The organism is Pseudomonas sp. BO3-4, assembly GCF_034044115.1.
GTDB lineage: Bacteria > Pseudomonadota > Gammaproteobacteria > Pseudomonadales > Pseudomonadaceae > Aquipseudomonas > Aquipseudomonas alloputida.
Genome location: NZ_CP139018.1, coordinates 5,717,964 through 5,735,418, shown reverse-complemented (window position 1 = coordinate 5,735,418; position 17,455 = coordinate 5,717,964). Strand labels below are relative to the sequence as shown.

The 17,455-nt window shown below is 59.0% G+C and carries 13 protein-coding genes and 1 riboswitch; of the genes, 11 read left to right on the top strand and 2 right to left on the bottom strand.

Going from position 1 to position 17,455, the window contains the following annotated elements:
- Positions 1-50 precede the first annotated feature (50 nt).
- The 5 genes from REH59_RS26280 (at position 51) to REH59_RS26260 (ending at position 8,435) form a co-directional block, all read left to right on the top strand.
- Positions 51-779, top strand: a complete 729-nt coding sequence (locus tag REH59_RS26280; RefSeq protein WP_320450370.1) for a hypothetical protein — start codon at positions 51-53, stop codon at positions 777-779.
- Positions 780-896: 117 nt separating this feature from the next.
- Positions 897-1,178 carry a hypothetical protein gene (locus REH59_RS26275; RefSeq protein ID WP_047604654.1) on the top strand — a complete coding sequence of 94 codons (282 nt, stop codon included), beginning with the start codon at positions 897-899 and terminating at the stop codon, positions 1,176-1,178.
- Positions 1,179-1,214: 36 nt separating this feature from the next.
- Positions 1,215-2,021, top strand: a complete 807-nt coding sequence (locus REH59_RS26270) for a hypothetical protein (protein ID WP_047604655.1) — start codon at positions 1,215-1,217, stop codon at positions 2,019-2,021.
- Positions 2,022-2,247: 226 nt separating this feature from the next.
- Positions 2,248-3,003 carry a hypothetical protein gene (locus tag REH59_RS26265; protein WP_047604656.1) on the top strand — a complete coding sequence of 252 codons (756 nt, stop codon included), beginning with the start codon at positions 2,248-2,250 and terminating at the stop codon, positions 3,001-3,003.
- A gap of 77 nt (positions 3,004-3,080) precedes the next feature.
- Positions 3,081-8,435, top strand: coding sequence for a S8 family serine peptidase (locus tag REH59_RS26260; protein ID WP_265536561.1), 5,355 nt, complete (start codon positions 3,081-3,083; stop codon positions 8,433-8,435).
- 134 nt (positions 8,436-8,569) lie between these two features.
- On the opposite strand, the gene REH59_RS26255 is transcribed toward REH59_RS26260, so the two are convergent.
- Entirely contained in the window at positions 8,570-10,003 is a 1,434-nt protein-coding gene (locus tag REH59_RS26255; RefSeq protein ID WP_014859642.1) for a TolC family outer membrane protein, read from the bottom strand.
- A 160-nt stretch (positions 10,004-10,163) separates the two neighbouring features.
- A riboswitch (TPP riboswitch) is annotated at positions 10,164-10,270 on the top strand.
- A gap of 155 nt (positions 10,271-10,425) precedes the next feature.
- Here REH59_RS26255 and thiC point away from each other — a divergent pair.
- A complete protein-coding gene (gene thiC, locus REH59_RS26250) occupies positions 10,426-12,306 on the top strand; it encodes a phosphomethylpyrimidine synthase ThiC (protein WP_003249473.1) in 1,881 nt (626 codons plus the stop codon).
- 165 nt (positions 12,307-12,471) lie between these two features.
- Positions 12,472-13,755, top strand: a complete 1,284-nt coding sequence (cytX, locus tag REH59_RS26245; RefSeq protein ID WP_003249474.1) for a putative hydroxymethylpyrimidine transporter CytX — start codon at positions 12,472-12,474, stop codon at positions 13,753-13,755.
- Here the strand turns inward: cytX and REH59_RS26240 are convergent.
- Entirely contained in the window at positions 13,724-14,470 is a 747-nt protein-coding gene (locus REH59_RS26240; protein WP_003249476.1) for an RsiV family protein, read from the bottom strand. The genes cytX and REH59_RS26240 overlap by 32 nt on opposite strands.
- A gap of 185 nt (positions 14,471-14,655) precedes the next feature.
- Between REH59_RS26240 and REH59_RS26235 the strand changes: the two genes are divergently transcribed.
- The 4 genes from REH59_RS26235 (at position 14,656) to REH59_RS26220 (ending at position 17,451) form a co-directional block, all read left to right on the top strand.
- Positions 14,656-15,273, top strand: coding sequence for an NUDIX domain-containing protein (locus tag REH59_RS26235; RefSeq protein ID WP_003249478.1), 618 nt, complete (start codon positions 14,656-14,658; stop codon positions 15,271-15,273).
- Positions 15,264-15,716 (top strand): DUF1249 domain-containing protein, encoded by a 453-nt coding sequence (locus REH59_RS26230; RefSeq protein ID WP_003249480.1) that lies wholly within the window; start codon positions 15,264-15,266, stop codon positions 15,714-15,716. The genes REH59_RS26235 and REH59_RS26230 overlap by 10 nt, the downstream gene beginning before the upstream one ends.
- A gap of 85 nt (positions 15,717-15,801) precedes the next feature.
- Positions 15,802-16,602 (top strand): 3',5'-cyclic-AMP phosphodiesterase, encoded by an 801-nt coding sequence (gene cpdA / locus REH59_RS26225; protein WP_014859643.1) that lies wholly within the window; start codon positions 15,802-15,804, stop codon positions 16,600-16,602.
- A gap of 240 nt (positions 16,603-16,842) precedes the next feature.
- The gene (locus tag REH59_RS26220; protein ID WP_014859644.1) at positions 16,843-17,451 is read left to right on the top strand and encodes a YqiA/YcfP family alpha/beta fold hydrolase; all 609 of its coding nucleotides are present in this window, start codon (positions 16,843-16,845) and stop codon (positions 17,449-17,451) included.
- The last annotated feature ends 4 nt before the right edge of the window (positions 17,452-17,455 follow it).

Sequence of the window (17,455 nt, the reverse complement as noted above, 5' to 3'; positions counted from 1 at the left end):
GGTGATAACAGATGGACGCGAATCGGCTACGAGAAAAAAGCGGCTGGAGAATGCTGTACGAAATTATATGGAATGCACTGAGGGTTAGCGCAGCGGTCGCGTTGTGTCTTCCCGCAAGCTGTGTTGCTTTAGCAGTGGCGACTGTTGCTTTAAGCGAGAAATCGAAGCCGGTCGCACCCCCTGCGCCAAAAGTATGTGGTGTGGTGTCCGGTGTTATGTATGAGTTTTCAAGCGAATATGTTCCTTTCTGGCCGGAATATGAGGATGAAGGAAATTATAAGAGAGGTTCTGGCGGCGTTGATAGAGGGTGTGAATCAAATTTATATTCTTTAAGTCTGGCCATGAACTGGCCTGAGTTAACGCCGGGAAACTATTTCTCAGAGACGTTTAGTGGAATCGTAGTGACGCTTGAACCATGGCCCGCTGGTGAGAGGGGACTGCGCGAAACCTTTGATTTTTTCATTTCCGAGGCAACTTATAAGCAGCGAGAGGCCAAGGTGTTTGATAGACAATTAGGTTTGAATCGAGTGGAAGGTGTTGATAGCGTTTTCCCCAATTCACCACGGATGATTTTCTGGTCTGAAAGAAATGGGTATATGGAGCAAATTGGAAGGTGTAGTTGGAGTAAGTATAGGTCTAAATACCATCGGTGTCATTTTAGATATTTGCTGGAGGGCAGTAAAACTATTGTAAAGATTGATTTTGGATGGGACAAATTAAGCGAGTGGGGTGAGATGGTGTCGCGTGTCAAGAAATTCTTGGCATCTAATGGGGTGTAAGGGTGATTTTTTAATGATGAAGTTAACCTCTTCTGATTAGGGGCAGTAAGTGGAAATTAAAGTTGAGGTGTTAACGTTTGCCAAGTGCGGGGATGTCCAAGGGGGAGAGTATTTCTGATGACGATATTGAAGATGAGCGGCGCGGCGCTGATGTATAGCGCTCAAATAGAACTGGCCAAGGATATTTTACGCGTAGGGGATAAAGACGCACCGCTGACAATATGTATGGCTGTGCGTGCAGAAGTGATTGTGGATGGGCGCAGAGTGATCAGTTTTTTCTTGAACCCCCTGCAGCGGCACAGTGGTTCAGATGCGTTTGGGGCTGGGAGCAGCATTTCCGTGTTGTGCGAAAGAAATTTTGGAAAAGTTTATGCGTTGTCTGAAGCGCAGTTTGCTTAGTGCCTGATATGGGCAGTCTGGCTCTAGGGAGGGGTGATGATTAGTTTCAGGTATATCTTTCTCTTTGTGAAGGTGCTGTTCGGAAAGCTAATTGCGCTGTGTAGAAGATTTGGTTTGGTGCTGTGGGGTTCTAGCAAATTGTTGTTGTTGCTAAGTGTGGTGTGGTTGTTGGTCTCCATTGTTATTGCCCCGACTTGGGCGCCGAAGAAGCTGACGACCCCTAATCCAATGGTGTGTGGAAAGGTCTCGGGTGTTGTTTATGAGCTCCCTAGGAGGTATGTGATCTATTGGCCTGAGGATGAGGGCAAGAGTTCTTGGGAGCCGGTATTTATAAATATCAAAAAAGGCTGTGGTGCAAACTTGGCGTCACTCTATATGGCAATGAGTTGGCCGGAGATGCAGCCCGTCTCTTACGGTGAGGCGACGTCTTTTCGCTTTGATGGGATATCGGTCGCAATTGGGCCTTGGCTGCATGGGGAAGCAGGGTTGAGAAAACAGCTCCAGCATTATCTTCGTGAAACACCCGCGGCTCTAGTTAAGGCTAGCAAGCTGAACGAAGATCTCGGCCTAAATTTTCTCGAGGGTGTTGATAGTGAATTCCCTAATCGGCGCAAGGGCTTTTTCTGGCTGGAGGCCAAGGGACGTATGCAATACATCGGTTATTGCAACTGGGTGGAACCCAAGGTCAATTACTCGCGTTGCTATTTGAAGTTTTTGATACCCGGAGGGGATGCAATTGTTAATGTGGAGTTTTTATGGGAGAGGCTTGGGGAGTGCCATAACATTGCTTTGGCAGTGGGTGAGTTTTTCATGAATGCTGCTAGGTATCGGGTCGATAAATGATCAGGATGGAAATGTCCGATGTGGAGGAGGCGCGTCAGGCTTAGCGTGATAAGAGGGATGGCTCTCGTGAGTGTTGATTTTTTGCGAGGTGAGTTGAGGTGTGTGGTTAGTGGAGTTGAATAGTTGCAAGGCGAGGTGTAAGGCAAGGAGAAGGAAAATGATCAAAGTTAGATTCTGCCCCTTTTGGTTGTATGTCCGAGAAAGCTTGAAGGAGCGCTAAGTCATTATGAGAAAAATACCATGTTTGTTTTTCCTATGGGCTTGGAGTTTTTTGAGGCTTTGCTCCGCTGTACTCTTGTTGATTCCCGTGCTGATGATGATAGTTGTGGCCTGGAAGAGCGAACCTTGGAAGCCAGGGGAGAAGGTAACGTTTGATCCTTTCGTGTGCGGCAGAATTTCAGGGGAAGTGTATAGGTTCTCGAGGTTGTACTTTCCATTTTGGCCAGAATATGAGGGAAAAAGCTCTTTTGATCCTGGCTTTATTTATAACAAAAAAGGCTGTGACGCAAACCTAGTATCTGTATTTTTGTCAATGACCTGGCCAGAGCTCGACCCGGCGGATGACAGTTTAGTGTTCCGGCAGGGCTTGGAGCATGAGGGGCTGTTGGTCGCAGTGGCCCCGATAACTGCAAGAGAGGGGGATTTACGGCGTCAACTCGAGTTTCTTTTGCGGAAAAGCCCAGCAGAAACAATAACGCTTGCTGAGTACGATGAGTCAAGCAGCCTCTATCGTGTAGAGGCGCGTGACACGGTTTTTGAAAATCACAAGAAGCTTATCTATTGGCAGGGTGAGCTCGATGACTTGGCTGCTGTAGGGTATTGCAGCTGGCGTCCGAAAGTTCCGAATTACTATTCGTGCAGAATGACATTTGTAGTGTTTGGAGACGTACTCGTCAAGGTGATAATGCGCCCTGATAAGTTAATGCGGTGGTTGGAAGTGAGGCGCTCAGTGGTCGATTTTTTAATTAATAGCAGAAGATGAGGTGGCAAATGTCGGGGTTGACCAAAGAGGATATAGCGGCTGCACGTAGCATTTTTGAGTCCAAAGGTGTTGGTGATATGTATGACTACATGGCTATGAAGGGGGATCGATATGCCGTACTTGCCAATGGCGTTGCTAAAGGGAACTCCATAGCAGGGTTGGCTGCTATAAATTTCATGAAAAGAACTGAGGCAGATGCCGGGCGCCCCATGAGCGAGGCAGATGTTGAAGAAGTAAGATTGGAAATGGGGAGAGCTTATTTGGAGCTTCAAGAGCGCAGGGTGATGGATGGTACGTTAGATGGTGATCCAAATCATATGGAGGTTTGGGATTTCCATAGTGACGTATTTAAAAACTTGGGTAGGTCGAAAGATGCCTGGACTTTGAATTCTGTGTTTGAGTTAACCGATCCGGAGTATCGCGAGTCATATTGGAAAAAGGTACTGGATGCGGCGGGAAGCCCGGGTAGTGAGTTTTGGTTGTCCATTCAGACTGATAGTAGAATGGCTAATAGCACTGTAGTGGCTCCGGATGATATGCGTGGCATGGCCAAGTACTGGAAATCTCGTATTGATTCGCCGACCGCCATTGCATCGTTTCTTTATTCAATAGGAGAAGTTGCGGGAAATGGCTTGGCCAGTGTGATCTCCGAACTCGTAGATTCTGAGAACCCAGGGGCTATAGATCCATCCTTGAACATCGAAATCACCCCCACAACCGAATCCCGCCGCGACCTCCAAGGCCAGGACGATATCCGCAATGACGTCTCCAACGGCTACGTCGATCGTCGCCTGACCCACAGTATCGCATTCACCGACAGCACCCTCGACAACACCGACTTCACCTCCGCTCAGTTGGGCAGTTTGGCCAGCGGTGGTGTTCGCCCCGGCGAGCTCCAGATCGACCCCAACGTGCGACCCAATCAGCACCTGGCTCAGTTCTATCGTGATGGCAATGAACAACCGGATTTCAGCCTGCGCAATGCCGTGGTACTCAACGGGTTGGCAGCAATGACCACGGTGAACACGTTTGTCGACCCGCTCTTGCTCGACCTCAGCGGCAAGGGCGTTGGCCTGACGGGTATCGAGGAAGGCGTACTGTTCGATATCGATAACAGTGGTTCACTGCGCCGCACCGGCTGGGCAGACCGGCTGACCGGCATGCTGGTGCATGACAACGGTACCGGCCAGGTGAGCAACGTCAGCCAGCTGTTCTCCGAATACTACGGCGGCAAGGCAGGCAGCGACGGCAGCTCTGGTGAAACACCGTTCAAGGATGGCTTCGCCGCCCTGGCAAGTGTTGACGCCAACGCCGATGGCGTCATCAACGTTGAAGACGCCGTGTGGGCGCAATTGAAAGTGTGGGTCGATGGCAACCACGACGGGCGTGCCGATGCCGGTGAGCTGAGGGCATTGCAGGAGCATGGCATTAGCCAGATCAAGCTCGGCCAGGTCGAGCCGGTAGGAGAGGTGCGTCAGGGTAACGAGGTCATTTCCCGAGGCGCTTTCACTGTTAATGGTGAGGACCGGGAAGTACTGGCGGTGAGGTTTCTCGCCGATACCGTCGGTAATCGGATCGAGGCCCAGGAGGGTGGCACTCTACTGACTTCGTCAAGCGGGCCCACTTCCCGAAGGGCCTACATCAGCCAGAGTGCTCAAGGAAGCACGCTGGACGCCGCAGCGCTCGGCGTACAGACGCTGTACGGCAGCGCGGGCGATGATGTCTTGACCGCGGCTCCAGAGGGCAGTTGGCTGGTTGGTGGCGGTGGCAGCAACACCTATCACGGCGGGGCGGGCGACGATGTATTCGTGATCAGTGCCAGCGACGATTGGGCGAACATGCAGGGCAATGGTGGGCGCGACACTGCACTGATCGTGGGGGAGCATGGCGTTGGGCTGAACATGGCCAAGGCCGGGCTGACCATTGCGCAAGGCGGGCGGGGTAAGGACATCATCGCCAGCGGCGGTCAACGCGGAGTATTCATCAAGGGCGGCTCGGGCGACAGCTTGCTGATTGGCGGGGGCGGCAACGATGTGCTTGTGGGTGGTACAGGCCGTAACGACATCATCGGTGGTACCGGCAAGTCGTTGATCTATGCGGGCCCCAAGGGGGATCGCATCCGGGCCTCGGCGGGCGGAAGTATCATTTACGCCGGTGGTGGCGCTGATCGGATTACGGGCGGTGCTGCCGATGACGTGATCGAGGCCGGACGCGGCGATGCCACGATCGACGGAGGCGCGGGCACCAACCTGGTCAGTTTACATGGTGCTCACGACGAGTACCTGATCACACGTACCGAATCGGGCCACCTGATCACCGACACCGTGGCGGGACGAGATGGCCGCCTGAGCCTGAGCAACATCCAGAAACTCAGCTTCGCCGACATTGCTGCCATCGATCTTCTCGGCCGGGGAGCCATGCCAATCGGCGACAGGCTCTCGCCTGAGCAACTGGCTACATTCGCCACCACTGACACGGCGCTGATAGTCCCTGCAACGGCGCTGCTGGGCAATGACCAGCCACTTGGCAGCAGCGGGCCATTGCGCATCGCCTCAGTCAGCGCTGGCAAGGGTGCAACAGTGCGGCTGAATGAGCAGGGTGATGTGGAGGTCACGCCGTTGCCAGGCCATGACGGTGATGTCAGTTTCCGCTACGACTTGGTCGATGCTGCCGGCAACGCCTCCATGAGTGTGACCGAGGTGGGCAGTGCTGCATCAGCACCCTTGCGGGCAACGGTAACGTTGCGCCATGAACAATCCCCCGCTGACCCGCTGTCGGGGCGGCAGTGGTATCTGGACGAGATCAATGTCGCGCCGGTATGGCGTGACTTCACGGGCAAGGGGGTGAGGATAGGGCAGTTCGAGCCGGGTGGGGAGTTTGCCGTGGCGCCGGAAATCTTCGACATCGGGCACCCCGATCTCAAGCCGAATATCGATCCCATCTGGCTGCAAACCCAACGCACCAATGGCACGCTGCCCGCTCTGGCGTCCAATCATGCCACTCAAGTGGCTGGGGTCATGGTTGGCGCGCGCAATGATCAAGGAGGGATCGGCATCGCATATGAGGCGAAGATCGGCGGGCACTACCTGGCCAACAAAGGCGATGACCTGACCAATCTGGGGCAAATGGTCAACTACGACATAGCCAACAACAGTTGGGGTTTCAAAACGGACTTCGGACTTACAAATGTTCCAGAAGGAAAAGTCGATACTGCTCTGGCGCTGGCATTCAGCACTACGCTTGCCGCCACCAACGGCCGTGGCGGGCTAGGCACCATCGTCGTCGCCTCTGGTGGCAACCAGCGCCATAAAGGCGGTAATGCACAGGGCTCGCTGACCAACAACAACCGCCATGCCATTGAAGTGGCGGCCATCAATGCAAAGGCAGACCTCTCGGTACTGCAAGCTGCAACGGCACCCTTTTCCAATCCAGGTTCCAGCTTGCTGGTCGCTGCACCGGGGAGCTATGTTTTATCCAGTGGCGTCAGCCTTGAAGCGGAGCGCGGTGCGTCGGTCGGCAGCGCCTACAGCACGACTCAGGGCACCAGCTTCGCCGCGCCGATCGTCTCAGGCGTGGTGGCGTTGATGTTGCAGGCCAACCCGGGGTTGGGTTACCGGGATGTTCAGCAGATCCTCGCACTGTCTGCGCGCAAAGTGGATGACGCATCAACCCAATGGGCTTACAACGCAGGGCGCAATTGGAATGGCGGTGGCATGCACGCCAGCCACGACTACGGCTTTGGCATGATCGACGCCCGCGCCGCGGTGCGCCTTGCCGAGTCCTGGGGGAGCCGGGCGACCAAGGCCAACGAACGGCTGCTGACAGCCAGCAGTGCACCAGTGGCTCAACAGGTTGCGGCGGGGCAGGTTGCGACTTTGTCTTTGACCCTGCCGGCTGATTTGCTGGTGGAGCATGTGGAGGTCGATGTCCACTCGATGGTCGGCCGCCTTGGCGACATGACGCTCACGCTGGTGTCGCCTGGCGGCACGCGCAGCGTACTGCTCGATCGCACAGGCAAGGCGCCGGGCTCTGGTGATGACGATCTGGGCGATTCGCGTTCAGGGGCGTTCAAATATGGGTTCATGTCGACCCATCATCGCGCAGAGCGCTCGGCTGGGGAGTGGAAGCTTGAGGTGCGTAATGCTGTTGCTGGCTTACCGCTAACGCTTGATCGCTGGACGCTGCGCCTCGTCGGCAGCCCCGGCACCACCGATGATGTCTATTACTTTACCGACGACTACGCGAACCTGGTGGCAGAAAACCCAGGGCGCGCGAAGCTTGACGATGCCATCAGCGGCACCGCTGGCGGGCGCAATACGTTGAATGCGGCTGCAGTAAGTCGCAGTATCTCGGTGGATCTGGCCAGCGGCAGCGCCAGTATTGCCGGTGCGGCGCTCACCATAGCCCCTGGTTCGGTGCAAAACCTTATCAGTGGTGATGGCGACGATACCTTGATCGCCGGGCCCGCCGGGGCATTACTGGATGGTGGCCGTGGGTACAATCTCCTCAAGGGGGGTGAGGGTACCGACCGCTTTGTCATCCACAGGCGTGCAGGCGGTAACGATGTACTCAAGCAGTTCGAGACTTCGCGTGAGGTGATCGACCTGGTCGGCTTTGGTGGTTCAGGGTTTGCTGACTTGCAGATGCAACAGGACGGCAATTCGACTGTGCTCGACCTTGGCAGTGGGCAGAAGCTGACGCTTGCGGACACTACGATTGCCGAACTGCGGTCAGCGAACTTCCGTTTCCTTGACGCTTTCACCGCTGCGCCAGGTTATTTCGAGGGCAGCCCTGAAGGGCAGACGACCCCGCCTGTCAGCGCGAATGTTCTGCTTACCGGTGGTGCAGGTGGCGTGTCGCTTGCCAGTGACGCATCCGGGCAGTTGGTGGCTTCGTTGGCAGGCACGGTATATTCCCCGCCGACGGTTGCGCCCAGCGTGTTTCTGGTGACAAAACAAGAAGGTGTGAGCGATTACAAGAACACCCTTCGGGGGTTCCGACACGGTATCGACAAGATTGACCTGACCCAAGTAGGCATCAGTCGCTTCGAGGATCTGCACGTCAGCAAAGTCCAGCGCTTCAAACTCAATGACTTTGCGCAGATTCACGGTGTAGCCGTTGATACCCAGGCAGTGCCGGGGCAGGAAGGTATTGTGAAGATGCTGTACCTGGATGCGCTCGAAGTTGCGCAGGTGACAGCGGAGGACTTTATCTTTGCGCAGCCGGCAATGGTCACATCTGAAGCGGTTGCCGTGCCAGAGATTTCCGCCCTTTCAGCAGGGTCATCGCTGTTTGCTGTCGAGCACTCGCTACCGAGCCTGGGGAATCTTGTTGATGCAATGGCTGCGTTCGCCCCTGAACCTGCGGGGCCTGTGCTTATCGGTGATATGTCGGCGCAACGCATCGACTCGACGATTGCCGTAGCCGCCTAGGCGTTGTCGTACATGTCTGGAGTGATATTGGCGGCCTATCGCCAGCAAGCCAGCTCTCACAGGTGCATCATGCCTTCAGGCCTGGCACGGTACGTGTGGGAGTGGGCTTGCCCGCGAATGGTCCAGCCCCTACCTCAAGGCCTGCGCTCGAAGTTCTTGGCCGCTGCTGCCGGCAGGTCCGGCGGCAGGAAGTCCTTGTCCGGGTTGTAGTCAGGTTTCAGGTAGCGCTTCAGGTCCTGCAGGTCTTGCGGGCTCAGGGTGCCGGCTGCCTGCTTCAGGCTCAGGTTGTCGAGGATGTAGTCGTAACGGCTATTGTTGTAGTCGCGCACCGAGGTGTACAGCTGGCGCTGGGCATCAAGCACGTCGACGATGTTGCGGGTACCGACCTGGTAGCCGATTTCAGTGGCTTCCAGCGCGCTCTGGTTGGAAATGATCGACTGCTTGCGCGCCTGTACCTGTTCCACATCGGTGTTCACTGCGCGGTGCAGGTTGCGGGTGTTTTCCACGACCTGGCGGCGCAGGCTTTCACGCTGTTGCTCGCTCTGGCTCAGGCGCTGGTAAGCCTCGCGTACCTGCGAGCTGGTCAGGCCGCCGCTGTAGATCGGTATGTTCAGTTGCAGGCCAACGCTGGTCTGCTCGACATCGCCGCTGTAGCGCACCCCCAGTTGCGATGGGTTGGTGAAGCCAAGGCTGTCGTTATCACCCTTCTGGTACTTGGCCACGGCGTCCAGGGTCGGTGCATGCCCGGCCTTGCGCTGACGCAGGGTCTCTTCTGCGGCAGAAACCGCGTAGTTGGTGGCCAGCAGGTTGAGGTTCTGGCGCCCGGCGGTTTCGACCCAGGCTTTGGCATCGTTGGGCGTTGGCACTTGTACCGGCAGGCTATGCACCACGCCCTGGATAGCGGTGTACTCACGGTTGGTCAGGGTTACCAGGGCCTCGAAGGCGTCCTGCACCTGGCGTTCGGCGATGATCCGGTTGGCCCGTGCAGTGTCATAACTGGCTTGCGATTGCAGCACGTCGGTCTTGTCCGAAAGGCCCACGTCGAAACGCTCGTTGGACTGATCCAGCTGGCGCTTGAAGGCCGCTTCTTCTGCCTTGGTGGCGGCCAGGTTGTCCTGGGCGCGGAGGACGGCGAAGTAGTTTTGCGCGGTTTGCAGGATCAGGTTTTGCTCGGTCGCCGACAGCTCCAGTGCTGCCTGTTCGTTGACTGCTTCGGCGGCTTGCAACTGGAACCAGCGATCAGCGCGGAAGATGGGCTGAGCCAGGGTCGCGCTCCAGGCGTTGCCGCTGCGATTGGACGTCATGGACGGCTCGTCCAGCTTGGTGCGGGTGTTCATCATCTCGGCACCGGCCGACAGGTTTGGCAGCAACCCGGCGCGGGCCTGCGGCACCACTTCGCGGCGCGCCCCGTAATCGGCGCGTGCTGCAGCCAGGTCGGCGTTGTTGTCCACTGCTTCCTGGTAGACGCTGACCAGATCGGTCTTGACTGTAGAGGGCGCATCCGCTGCCCAGACCACTCCGTTGGACGCACAAGACACGGCTATCGCCAGTGAGAGTTTGCGCAGCATAGAGGCAATCCTTGTACGAAATTTAATTACTGAACTGTTGAGTATCGAGCGATGGGCCAGTGTAGTGCCATGCGCACCCGGCAACAATCGCTCGGTGTGCCTTTCATCATCCGCGCATTTACCTGCTTGGCTTTGCTGACCACTCCAGTCTAGACTGCGCATGTTCTTGTCGGGGTGCCTTGAAGCAAAGGCTGAGATCGCAGAGGTGCGGATCCCGTTGAACCTGATCAGGTTAGCGCCTGCGTAGGGAACAAGATTGCTCGCCTTCCCGGGGAGCCTCTTGTGCCAGGTCCGGGATTGTCACAGCTGCATACAGCTTCAGGCACCCCCCATGTCCGGCACTGCACCCAAAGAGGGTGCGTCCGCGCGTTTCAGGTTCACCCCGACATTCCACTGCTAGGAAGCCGTCAGGAGAGCCTGTGATGACCAAACAAGAAAAAGCGATCAACCTCAGCGAATCGGCACAAGTCGATCAGCAGTCCGTGCAACCCTTCCCGCGTTCGCGCAAGGTGTATGTCGAAGGCTCGCGCCCGGACATCCGCGTCCCCATGCGTGAAATCAGCCTGGATGACACCCCGACCGATTTCGGCGGCGAATCCAACGCCCCGGTGCTGGTGTATGACACGTCTGGCCCGTACACCGACCCCGACGTGATCATCGACGTGCGCAAAGGCCTGGCCGATGTGCGTTCGGCGTGGATCGAAGCCCGCGGTGACACCGAGCGCTTGGAAGGCCTGAGCTCCGACTTCGGTCAGCAGCGCCTGAACGATGCAGAGCTGGCCAAGCTGCGTTTCGCCCATGTGCGCAACCCGCGTCGTGCCAAGGCCGGCGCCAACGTCTCGCAGATGCACTATGCCCGTCAGGGCATCATCACCGCCGAAATGGAATACGTGGCCATCCGCGAAAACATGAAGCTGCAGGAGGCCCGCGCCGCCGGCCTGCTGAATGAGCAACATGCCGGCCACAGCTTCGGTGCCAACATCCCGAAAGAAATCACCCCTGAATTCGTTCGCCAGGAAATCGCCCGTGGCCGCGCGATCATTCCGGCCAACATCAACCACCCGGAAGTAGAGCCGATGATCATCGGTCGCAACTTCCTGGTGAAGATCAACGGCAACATCGGCAACAGCGCCCTGGGTTCCTCGATCGAGGAAGAGGTGGCCAAGCTGACCTGGGGCATCCGCTGGGGATCGGACACGGTCATGGACCTGTCCACCGGCAAGCACATCCACGAAACCCGCGAGTGGATCATTCGCAACTCGCCGGTGCCGATCGGTACCGTGCCGATCTACCAGGCCCTGGAAAAGGTCAACGGCGTGGCAGAGGACCTGACCTGGGAACTGTTCCGCGACACCCTGATCGAGCAGGCCGAACAGGGCGTGGACTACTTCACCATTCACGCCGGTGTGTTGCTGCGCTATGTGCCCCTGACCGCCAAGCGCGTCACCGGCATCGTCAGCCGCGGTGGCTCGATCATGGCCAAGTGGTGCCTGGCGCACCACAAGGAAAACTTCCTGTACACCCACTTCGACGAAATCTGCGAAATCATGAAGGCCTACGACGTCAGCTTCTCGCTGGGCGACGGCCTGCGCCCTGGCTCGATTGCCGACGCCAACGACGCCGCGCAATTCGGTGAGCTGGAAACCCTCGGCGAGCTGACCAAGATTGCCTGGAAGCACGACGTGCAATGCATGATCGAAGGCCCCGGCCACGTGCCGATGCAATTGATCAAAGAGAACATGGACAAGCAGCTGGAGTGCTGCGACGAGGCGCCGTTCTACACCCTCGGCCCACTGACCACCGACATCGCGCCGGGTTACGACCACATCACCTCGGGCATTGGTGCGGCGATGATCGGCTGGTTCGGTTGCGCCATGCTCTGCTACGTCACGCCGAAGGAGCACCTGGGCCTGCCGAACAAGGACGACGTCAAGACCGGCATCATCACCTATAAGATCGCCGCGCATGCCGCCGACCTTGCCAAGGGCCACCCGGGTGCACAGATTCGCGACAACGCCTTGTCCAAGGCGCGTTTCGAGTTCCGTTGGGAAGACCAGTTCAACCTGGGCCTCGACCCGGACACCGCCCGCGCTTTCCACGACGAGACCCTGCCGAAGGAATCGGCCAAGGTCGCGCACTTCTGCTCGATGTGCGGGCCGAAGTTCTGCTCGATGAAGATCACCCAGGAAGTGCGTGAGTACGCTGCCAAGATCGAGGCCGTGGATGTGACGGTCGAGCAAGGCATGCGTGAGCAGGCCGAGCGGTTCCGCCAGGAAGGCAGCCAGCTGTACCACAAAGTCTAAGCACGCTGGGGCCGCTTTGCGGCCCTTTCGCGACGCAAGGCCGCTCCCACAAGGACCGCGCAAGCCTCGAAGCCTGCGTGGTTTTTGTGGGAGCGGCCTTGCGTCGCGATACGAGGACGAAGTCCTCGCCAGGAACACCAACAATATTGCCGGCGAGCGCCAACCATGACATCACCCAGCCAGTTCTCTCCCGACCATCCAATCCCCATCCAGCAGCGCATCTTCGGTGCTCGCGACCTGTTTTCACTGTGGTTTTCCCTCGGCATCGGCCTGATGGTGCTGCAGGTCGGCGCCATGCTGGCGCCAGGCCTGGGCCTTGCTGGCGCCGTGCTGGCCATCGCCCTGGGCACCGGTGTCGGTGTGCTGTTGCTGGGTGCGGCGGGGGTTATCGGCAGCGACACCGGCCTGTCCGCCATGGGCACCCTGAAACTCAGCCTGGGCAGCCATGGCGCGCGCTTGCCGGCGCTGCTCAACTTGCTGCAACTGGTGGGTTGGGGTGCTTTCGAGATTATCGTCATGCGCGATGCTGCCAGCTTGCTGGGGGCGCGAGCGTTCGGTGAGGACAGTGCCTGGAACAGCCCCATGCTCTGGACGCTGTGCTTCGGTGCCCTGGCCACCCTGCTGGCCGTCAGCGGGCCACTGGCCTTCGTGCGCAAGGTGCTGCGCGCCTGGGGCATCTGGTTGTTGCTGGGCGCTTGCCTGTGGCTGACCTGGAACCTGTTCGCCAAGGCCGACCTGGCCGAACTGTGGAACCGTGCCGGGGATGGTTCGATGTCGCTGGCGGTTGGCTTCGATATCGTCATCGCCATGCCGCTGTCCTGGCTGCCGCTGATCGCGGACTACTCGCGCTTTGCCCGCAATGGCAAGCATGTGTTCGGCGGCACGGTCGTTGGCTACTTCATCGGCAACACCTGGCTGATGAGCCTGGGCGTGGCGTACACGCTGGCGTTCGCCGCCAGTGGCGAAGTCAATGCCCTGCTGCTGGCCCTGGCAGGCGCCGGCATGGGGATTCCGCTGCTGCTTATTCTGCTGGACGAGTCGGAAAAGGCCTTCGCCGACATTCACTCGGCGGCGGTTTCCACCGGTGTGCTGCTACCGCTGAAGGTCGAGCACCTGGCGCTGGCCATCGGCGTGTTGTGCACCCTGATCGCCCTGTTGGCGCCACTGGCACAGTACGAAAACTTCCTGTTGCTGATCGGCTCGGTGTTCGCACCGCTGTTCGGCGTGGTGCTGATGGACCACTACGTGGTCCGTCGACGCCGTCTGCCAGCGCAGGTCAATGGCTTGCACTGGCAGGCGTTGGTGGCCTGGTTTGCCGGGGCGGTGGCCTATCACCTGATTGCCGCCAAAGCGCCGGAACTGGGCGCTACCCTGCCCGCATTGCTGCTGGCAGGTGTGCTGCATGGGCTGCTAAGCCTCAGCCGCGGCCGGGAAACAGTTCAGGCTTGAGTACGCCATTCAGGCGCGGGTAGGGGATCTTCAGTTCCACGTGGCCCATGGAATAGGGCGCGATGGCATAGACCTCGTACTTGACCACTACCGCGCCGTACGTCAGGGCGACGTGCGGCGATTTCTTGAACGGCCAGGTCTTGACGAACTCGGCATCCTTGTCCATTCCCACGCTCATCAGCCAGGCACGGTGCGATTCTTCGACGGTTTTCCAGAAGGTGTCTTCCTGGCCGGGCACCAGCATGTCCTGCAGGGTCAGCACCTTGTCCAGTTTGCGTGAATAGTTGATGAAGCCGCGCCCGGGCATGCCGTGGGCGCCACCGCTGTCCAGGTAGCTGGACAACTCGATGATCACCAGCCCGTCATGCTGCTCGCGTACCTTGGCTTGCAAGTAGCTGCTGTTACGTTTGTCGGCACTGGCCAGATATTGCTGTTCGTAGGCCTGCAGGGTGGCTGGTGCGGTGCCATGCTGATTGTCTTCGGTCAGTTGCAGCAGGCGTTTTTCGACGATGCCGTCGAGCTTGGGCAGGGCCGGGAAGTGGATCATGTCGATGTTCACCAGCGGGCAGTCGCTCTCGCTGCAGCCGGGTTTGACATGCTCCCAGGCGTCGCGCTTGACCTCGAGCGGGGCCCGGTAGTTGGGCGTGAACAGGCTCTGGCAGGCGCCCAGAGCGAGTGCCAGCACGGCCACGGAAGTCAGTTTGACAAGTGTCATGATGATCCTTGCAGAACAGGGAAAAGTCGGCCTTTGACCGTCTGCGCGGCCTTCAGTTCGCCACTAAGCTAACAGAGTGAAGGTCTGCTGTCCCGAGTGCGCCAGCGGTTGCTGGAAAGGGGTGAAACCAACAGGCGTGCGGAGTAGGATGGCGCGAAGCAGTATTCGAGGTAATGAGGATTTCCATGTCAGACGCGTTGAACGCTGTGCCCAAGGGCTTCGAAATCATCGAGCGGGCCAATTGCTTCCAGGGCTTTTACAAGCTCGACAAGTTACGCCTGCGCCACGAGCTATTTGCCGGAGGCATGGGGCGCGAGATCAGTCGCGAACTGTTTGTGCGCCACGATGCGGTATGCGTGCTGCCGTACGACCCTGCGCGCGATGAAGTGGTGCTGATCGAACAGTTCCGCGTGGGCGCACTGGACAAGGTCGCCAACCCCTGGCTGATCGAGATGGTTGCCGGGCTGATCGACAAAGACGAGCAGCCCGAGGAAGTTGCCCATCGCGAGGCTGAAGAAGAAGCAGGCCTGACCTTCAGCGCCCTTTGGCCGATGACCCGCTACTTCCCGTCGCCTGGCGGCAGTGACGAATACGTTCACCTGTTCCTCGGCCGTTGCAGCAGCGAGGGCGCGGGAGGGCTGCATGGCCTGGAGGAAGAGGGCGAAGACATTCGTGTACGCGTGTGGGCGTTCGAGGATGCCCTGCAGGCGGTGCGCGACGGGCGCATCTGCAATGCGGCCACCATCATTGGCCTGCAATGGCTGGCGCTGAACCGTGACGAAGTAAGAGGTATGTGGAAGTGAACCTGCTGCGCGAGCGCTATCGAGTCGACCTGGTCGGGCTGCAGGCAGCCTGCGAGGCCAACTACGCCCGGCTGATGCGCTTGTTGCCCGACATGCGCACCACCCAGAGCTCGCGCCGCATCGGCATGACCCAGGGTGACCAGATGCTTGGCGTGCTGGTGCTCGACGTGGTGCTGGCCTGCCCGTACACCACCACCCTGCATGTGCGCCAGGAACACAGCCTGCCGTGGTTGCCAGTGCCACACCTGGAAGTGCAGGTGTATCACGATGCGCGCATGGCCGAAGTGGTCAGCGCCGAACACACCCGGCGCCTGCGCAGCATCTACCCGTATCCGAACGATGCCATGCACCAGCCGGACGAAAAGGCCCAGCTCAACCTGTTCCTGGGTGAATGGCTCAGCCACTGCCTGGCCTGCGGCCACGAGCTGGCAAGTGTTCGCTGAATTGTGACGTGAGTCGGTTGCGGGTGTTTGCTCGTCACCGTCGCACAGCCATAATTCCCGCTGAATCCATTCGAGGAGATGGCCGTTGTCGCCGCCAGACCAATCCCGCCCCGTGCATGTGGTGCAACTGACCGATGCCCACCTGTTCGCCGACCCGGCTGGCAGCATGCTGGGCCTCAAGACCCGAGACAGCCTGCGCCACGTGGTGGCCCAGGTGCGGCGCGAGCAGCCACTTGTCGACTTGCTGCTGTGCACGGGCGACCTGTCCCAGGATGCCAGCGTGGCTTCCTATGAAGCGTTTCGTGAGCTGACCGCACCGTTTGCCGTGCCCACGCGCTGGCTGCCGGGCAACCATGACGAGGCTCAGGTGATGGCGCAGGTGGCGCCGGAACTGGTGCAGGCGGTGACCGATATCGGCGCGTGGCGGGTGGTCATGCTCAACACCGCCGTGCAGGGTGCTACCCACGGGTTTTTGCAAGATGACCAGCTGGCCGTACTGGAAGCCGCCTTGAAAGAGGCCGGCGAGCGGCATTGCCTGGTGTGCTTCCACCATCAGCCAGTGGACATCGGCTGCGCCTGGATCGCGCCGATCGGCTTGCGCAATGCCCAGGCGCTGTTCGATATCGTTGAAGGATATCCACAGGTACGGGCTTTGCTATGGGGGCATGTGCATCAGGAATGGGATGAGGTCCGAGAGGGGCGGCGCCTGTTGGCCACGCCGTCGACCTGCATTCAGTTCGCGGCGCGCAGCGAAGACTTCCAGGTGAGCGAAGAGCATCCGGGGTACCGCTGGTTGCGCCTGCATGCCGACGGGCGGCTGGAGACCGGGGTGGAGCGGGCGCTGGATTTCGAGGTGCAGCTTGACTTCGATAGCCCTGGCTATTGATGATTTTGGGGCTGCTGCGCAGCCCTATCGCGACGCAAGGCCGCTCCCACAGGAGATCGCGTACCCCTGTGGGAGCGGCCTTGTGTCGCGATAGGGCGCAAAGCGCCCCCGGCACTCTCAAAGCTGTTGAAGAATGTGTTGCTAAAACCCCTGTGCGGCGCCAAAACCCGGCGAACGCGCTACACTGCGCGTCCCTGCGCCCGCATTATCAGGCGCGAAGCCACAGATTCCGGGGGCAGCATGTCGGGTTCCATCCTCTATATCCATGGCTTCAACAGCTCGCCGCTTTCGACCAAGGCGCGTCAGCTGGAGGCTGTCATGCAGCAGCTCGGCCTGGCCGACCAGCTGCGAGTGCCGGCCCTGCACCACCACCCACGGCAAGCCATGGTCCAGCTCGAAGCGGCCATCGCCGAACTGGGTGCGCCACTGCTGGTGGGCAGTTCGCTCGGCGGCTACTATGCCACCCATCTGGCCGAGCGCCATGGCCTCAAGGCCCTGCTGGTCAACCCGGCGGTAACCCCGCACAAGCATTTCGACGGTTACCTGGGCACCCAGCGCAACCATTACAGCGGTGAAACCTGGGAACTGACCCACGATCACGTTCAGGCCCTGGCCGAACTGGAAGTCGCGGCCCCGGCCGATGCCGAACGCTATCAAGTGTGGCTGCAGACCGCCGATGAAACCCTGGACTATCGCCACGCCGAGCGCTATTACCGTGCTTGTGCCCTGCGTATCCAGGCCGGTGGCGACCACAGCTTCCAGGGCTTCGCCGAGCGCCTGCCGGCACTGCTGGCCTTCGCCGGCATTGCCCGTGGGCAGTATGCGGCGCTCGATTTTTCTGTATTTTGACTTT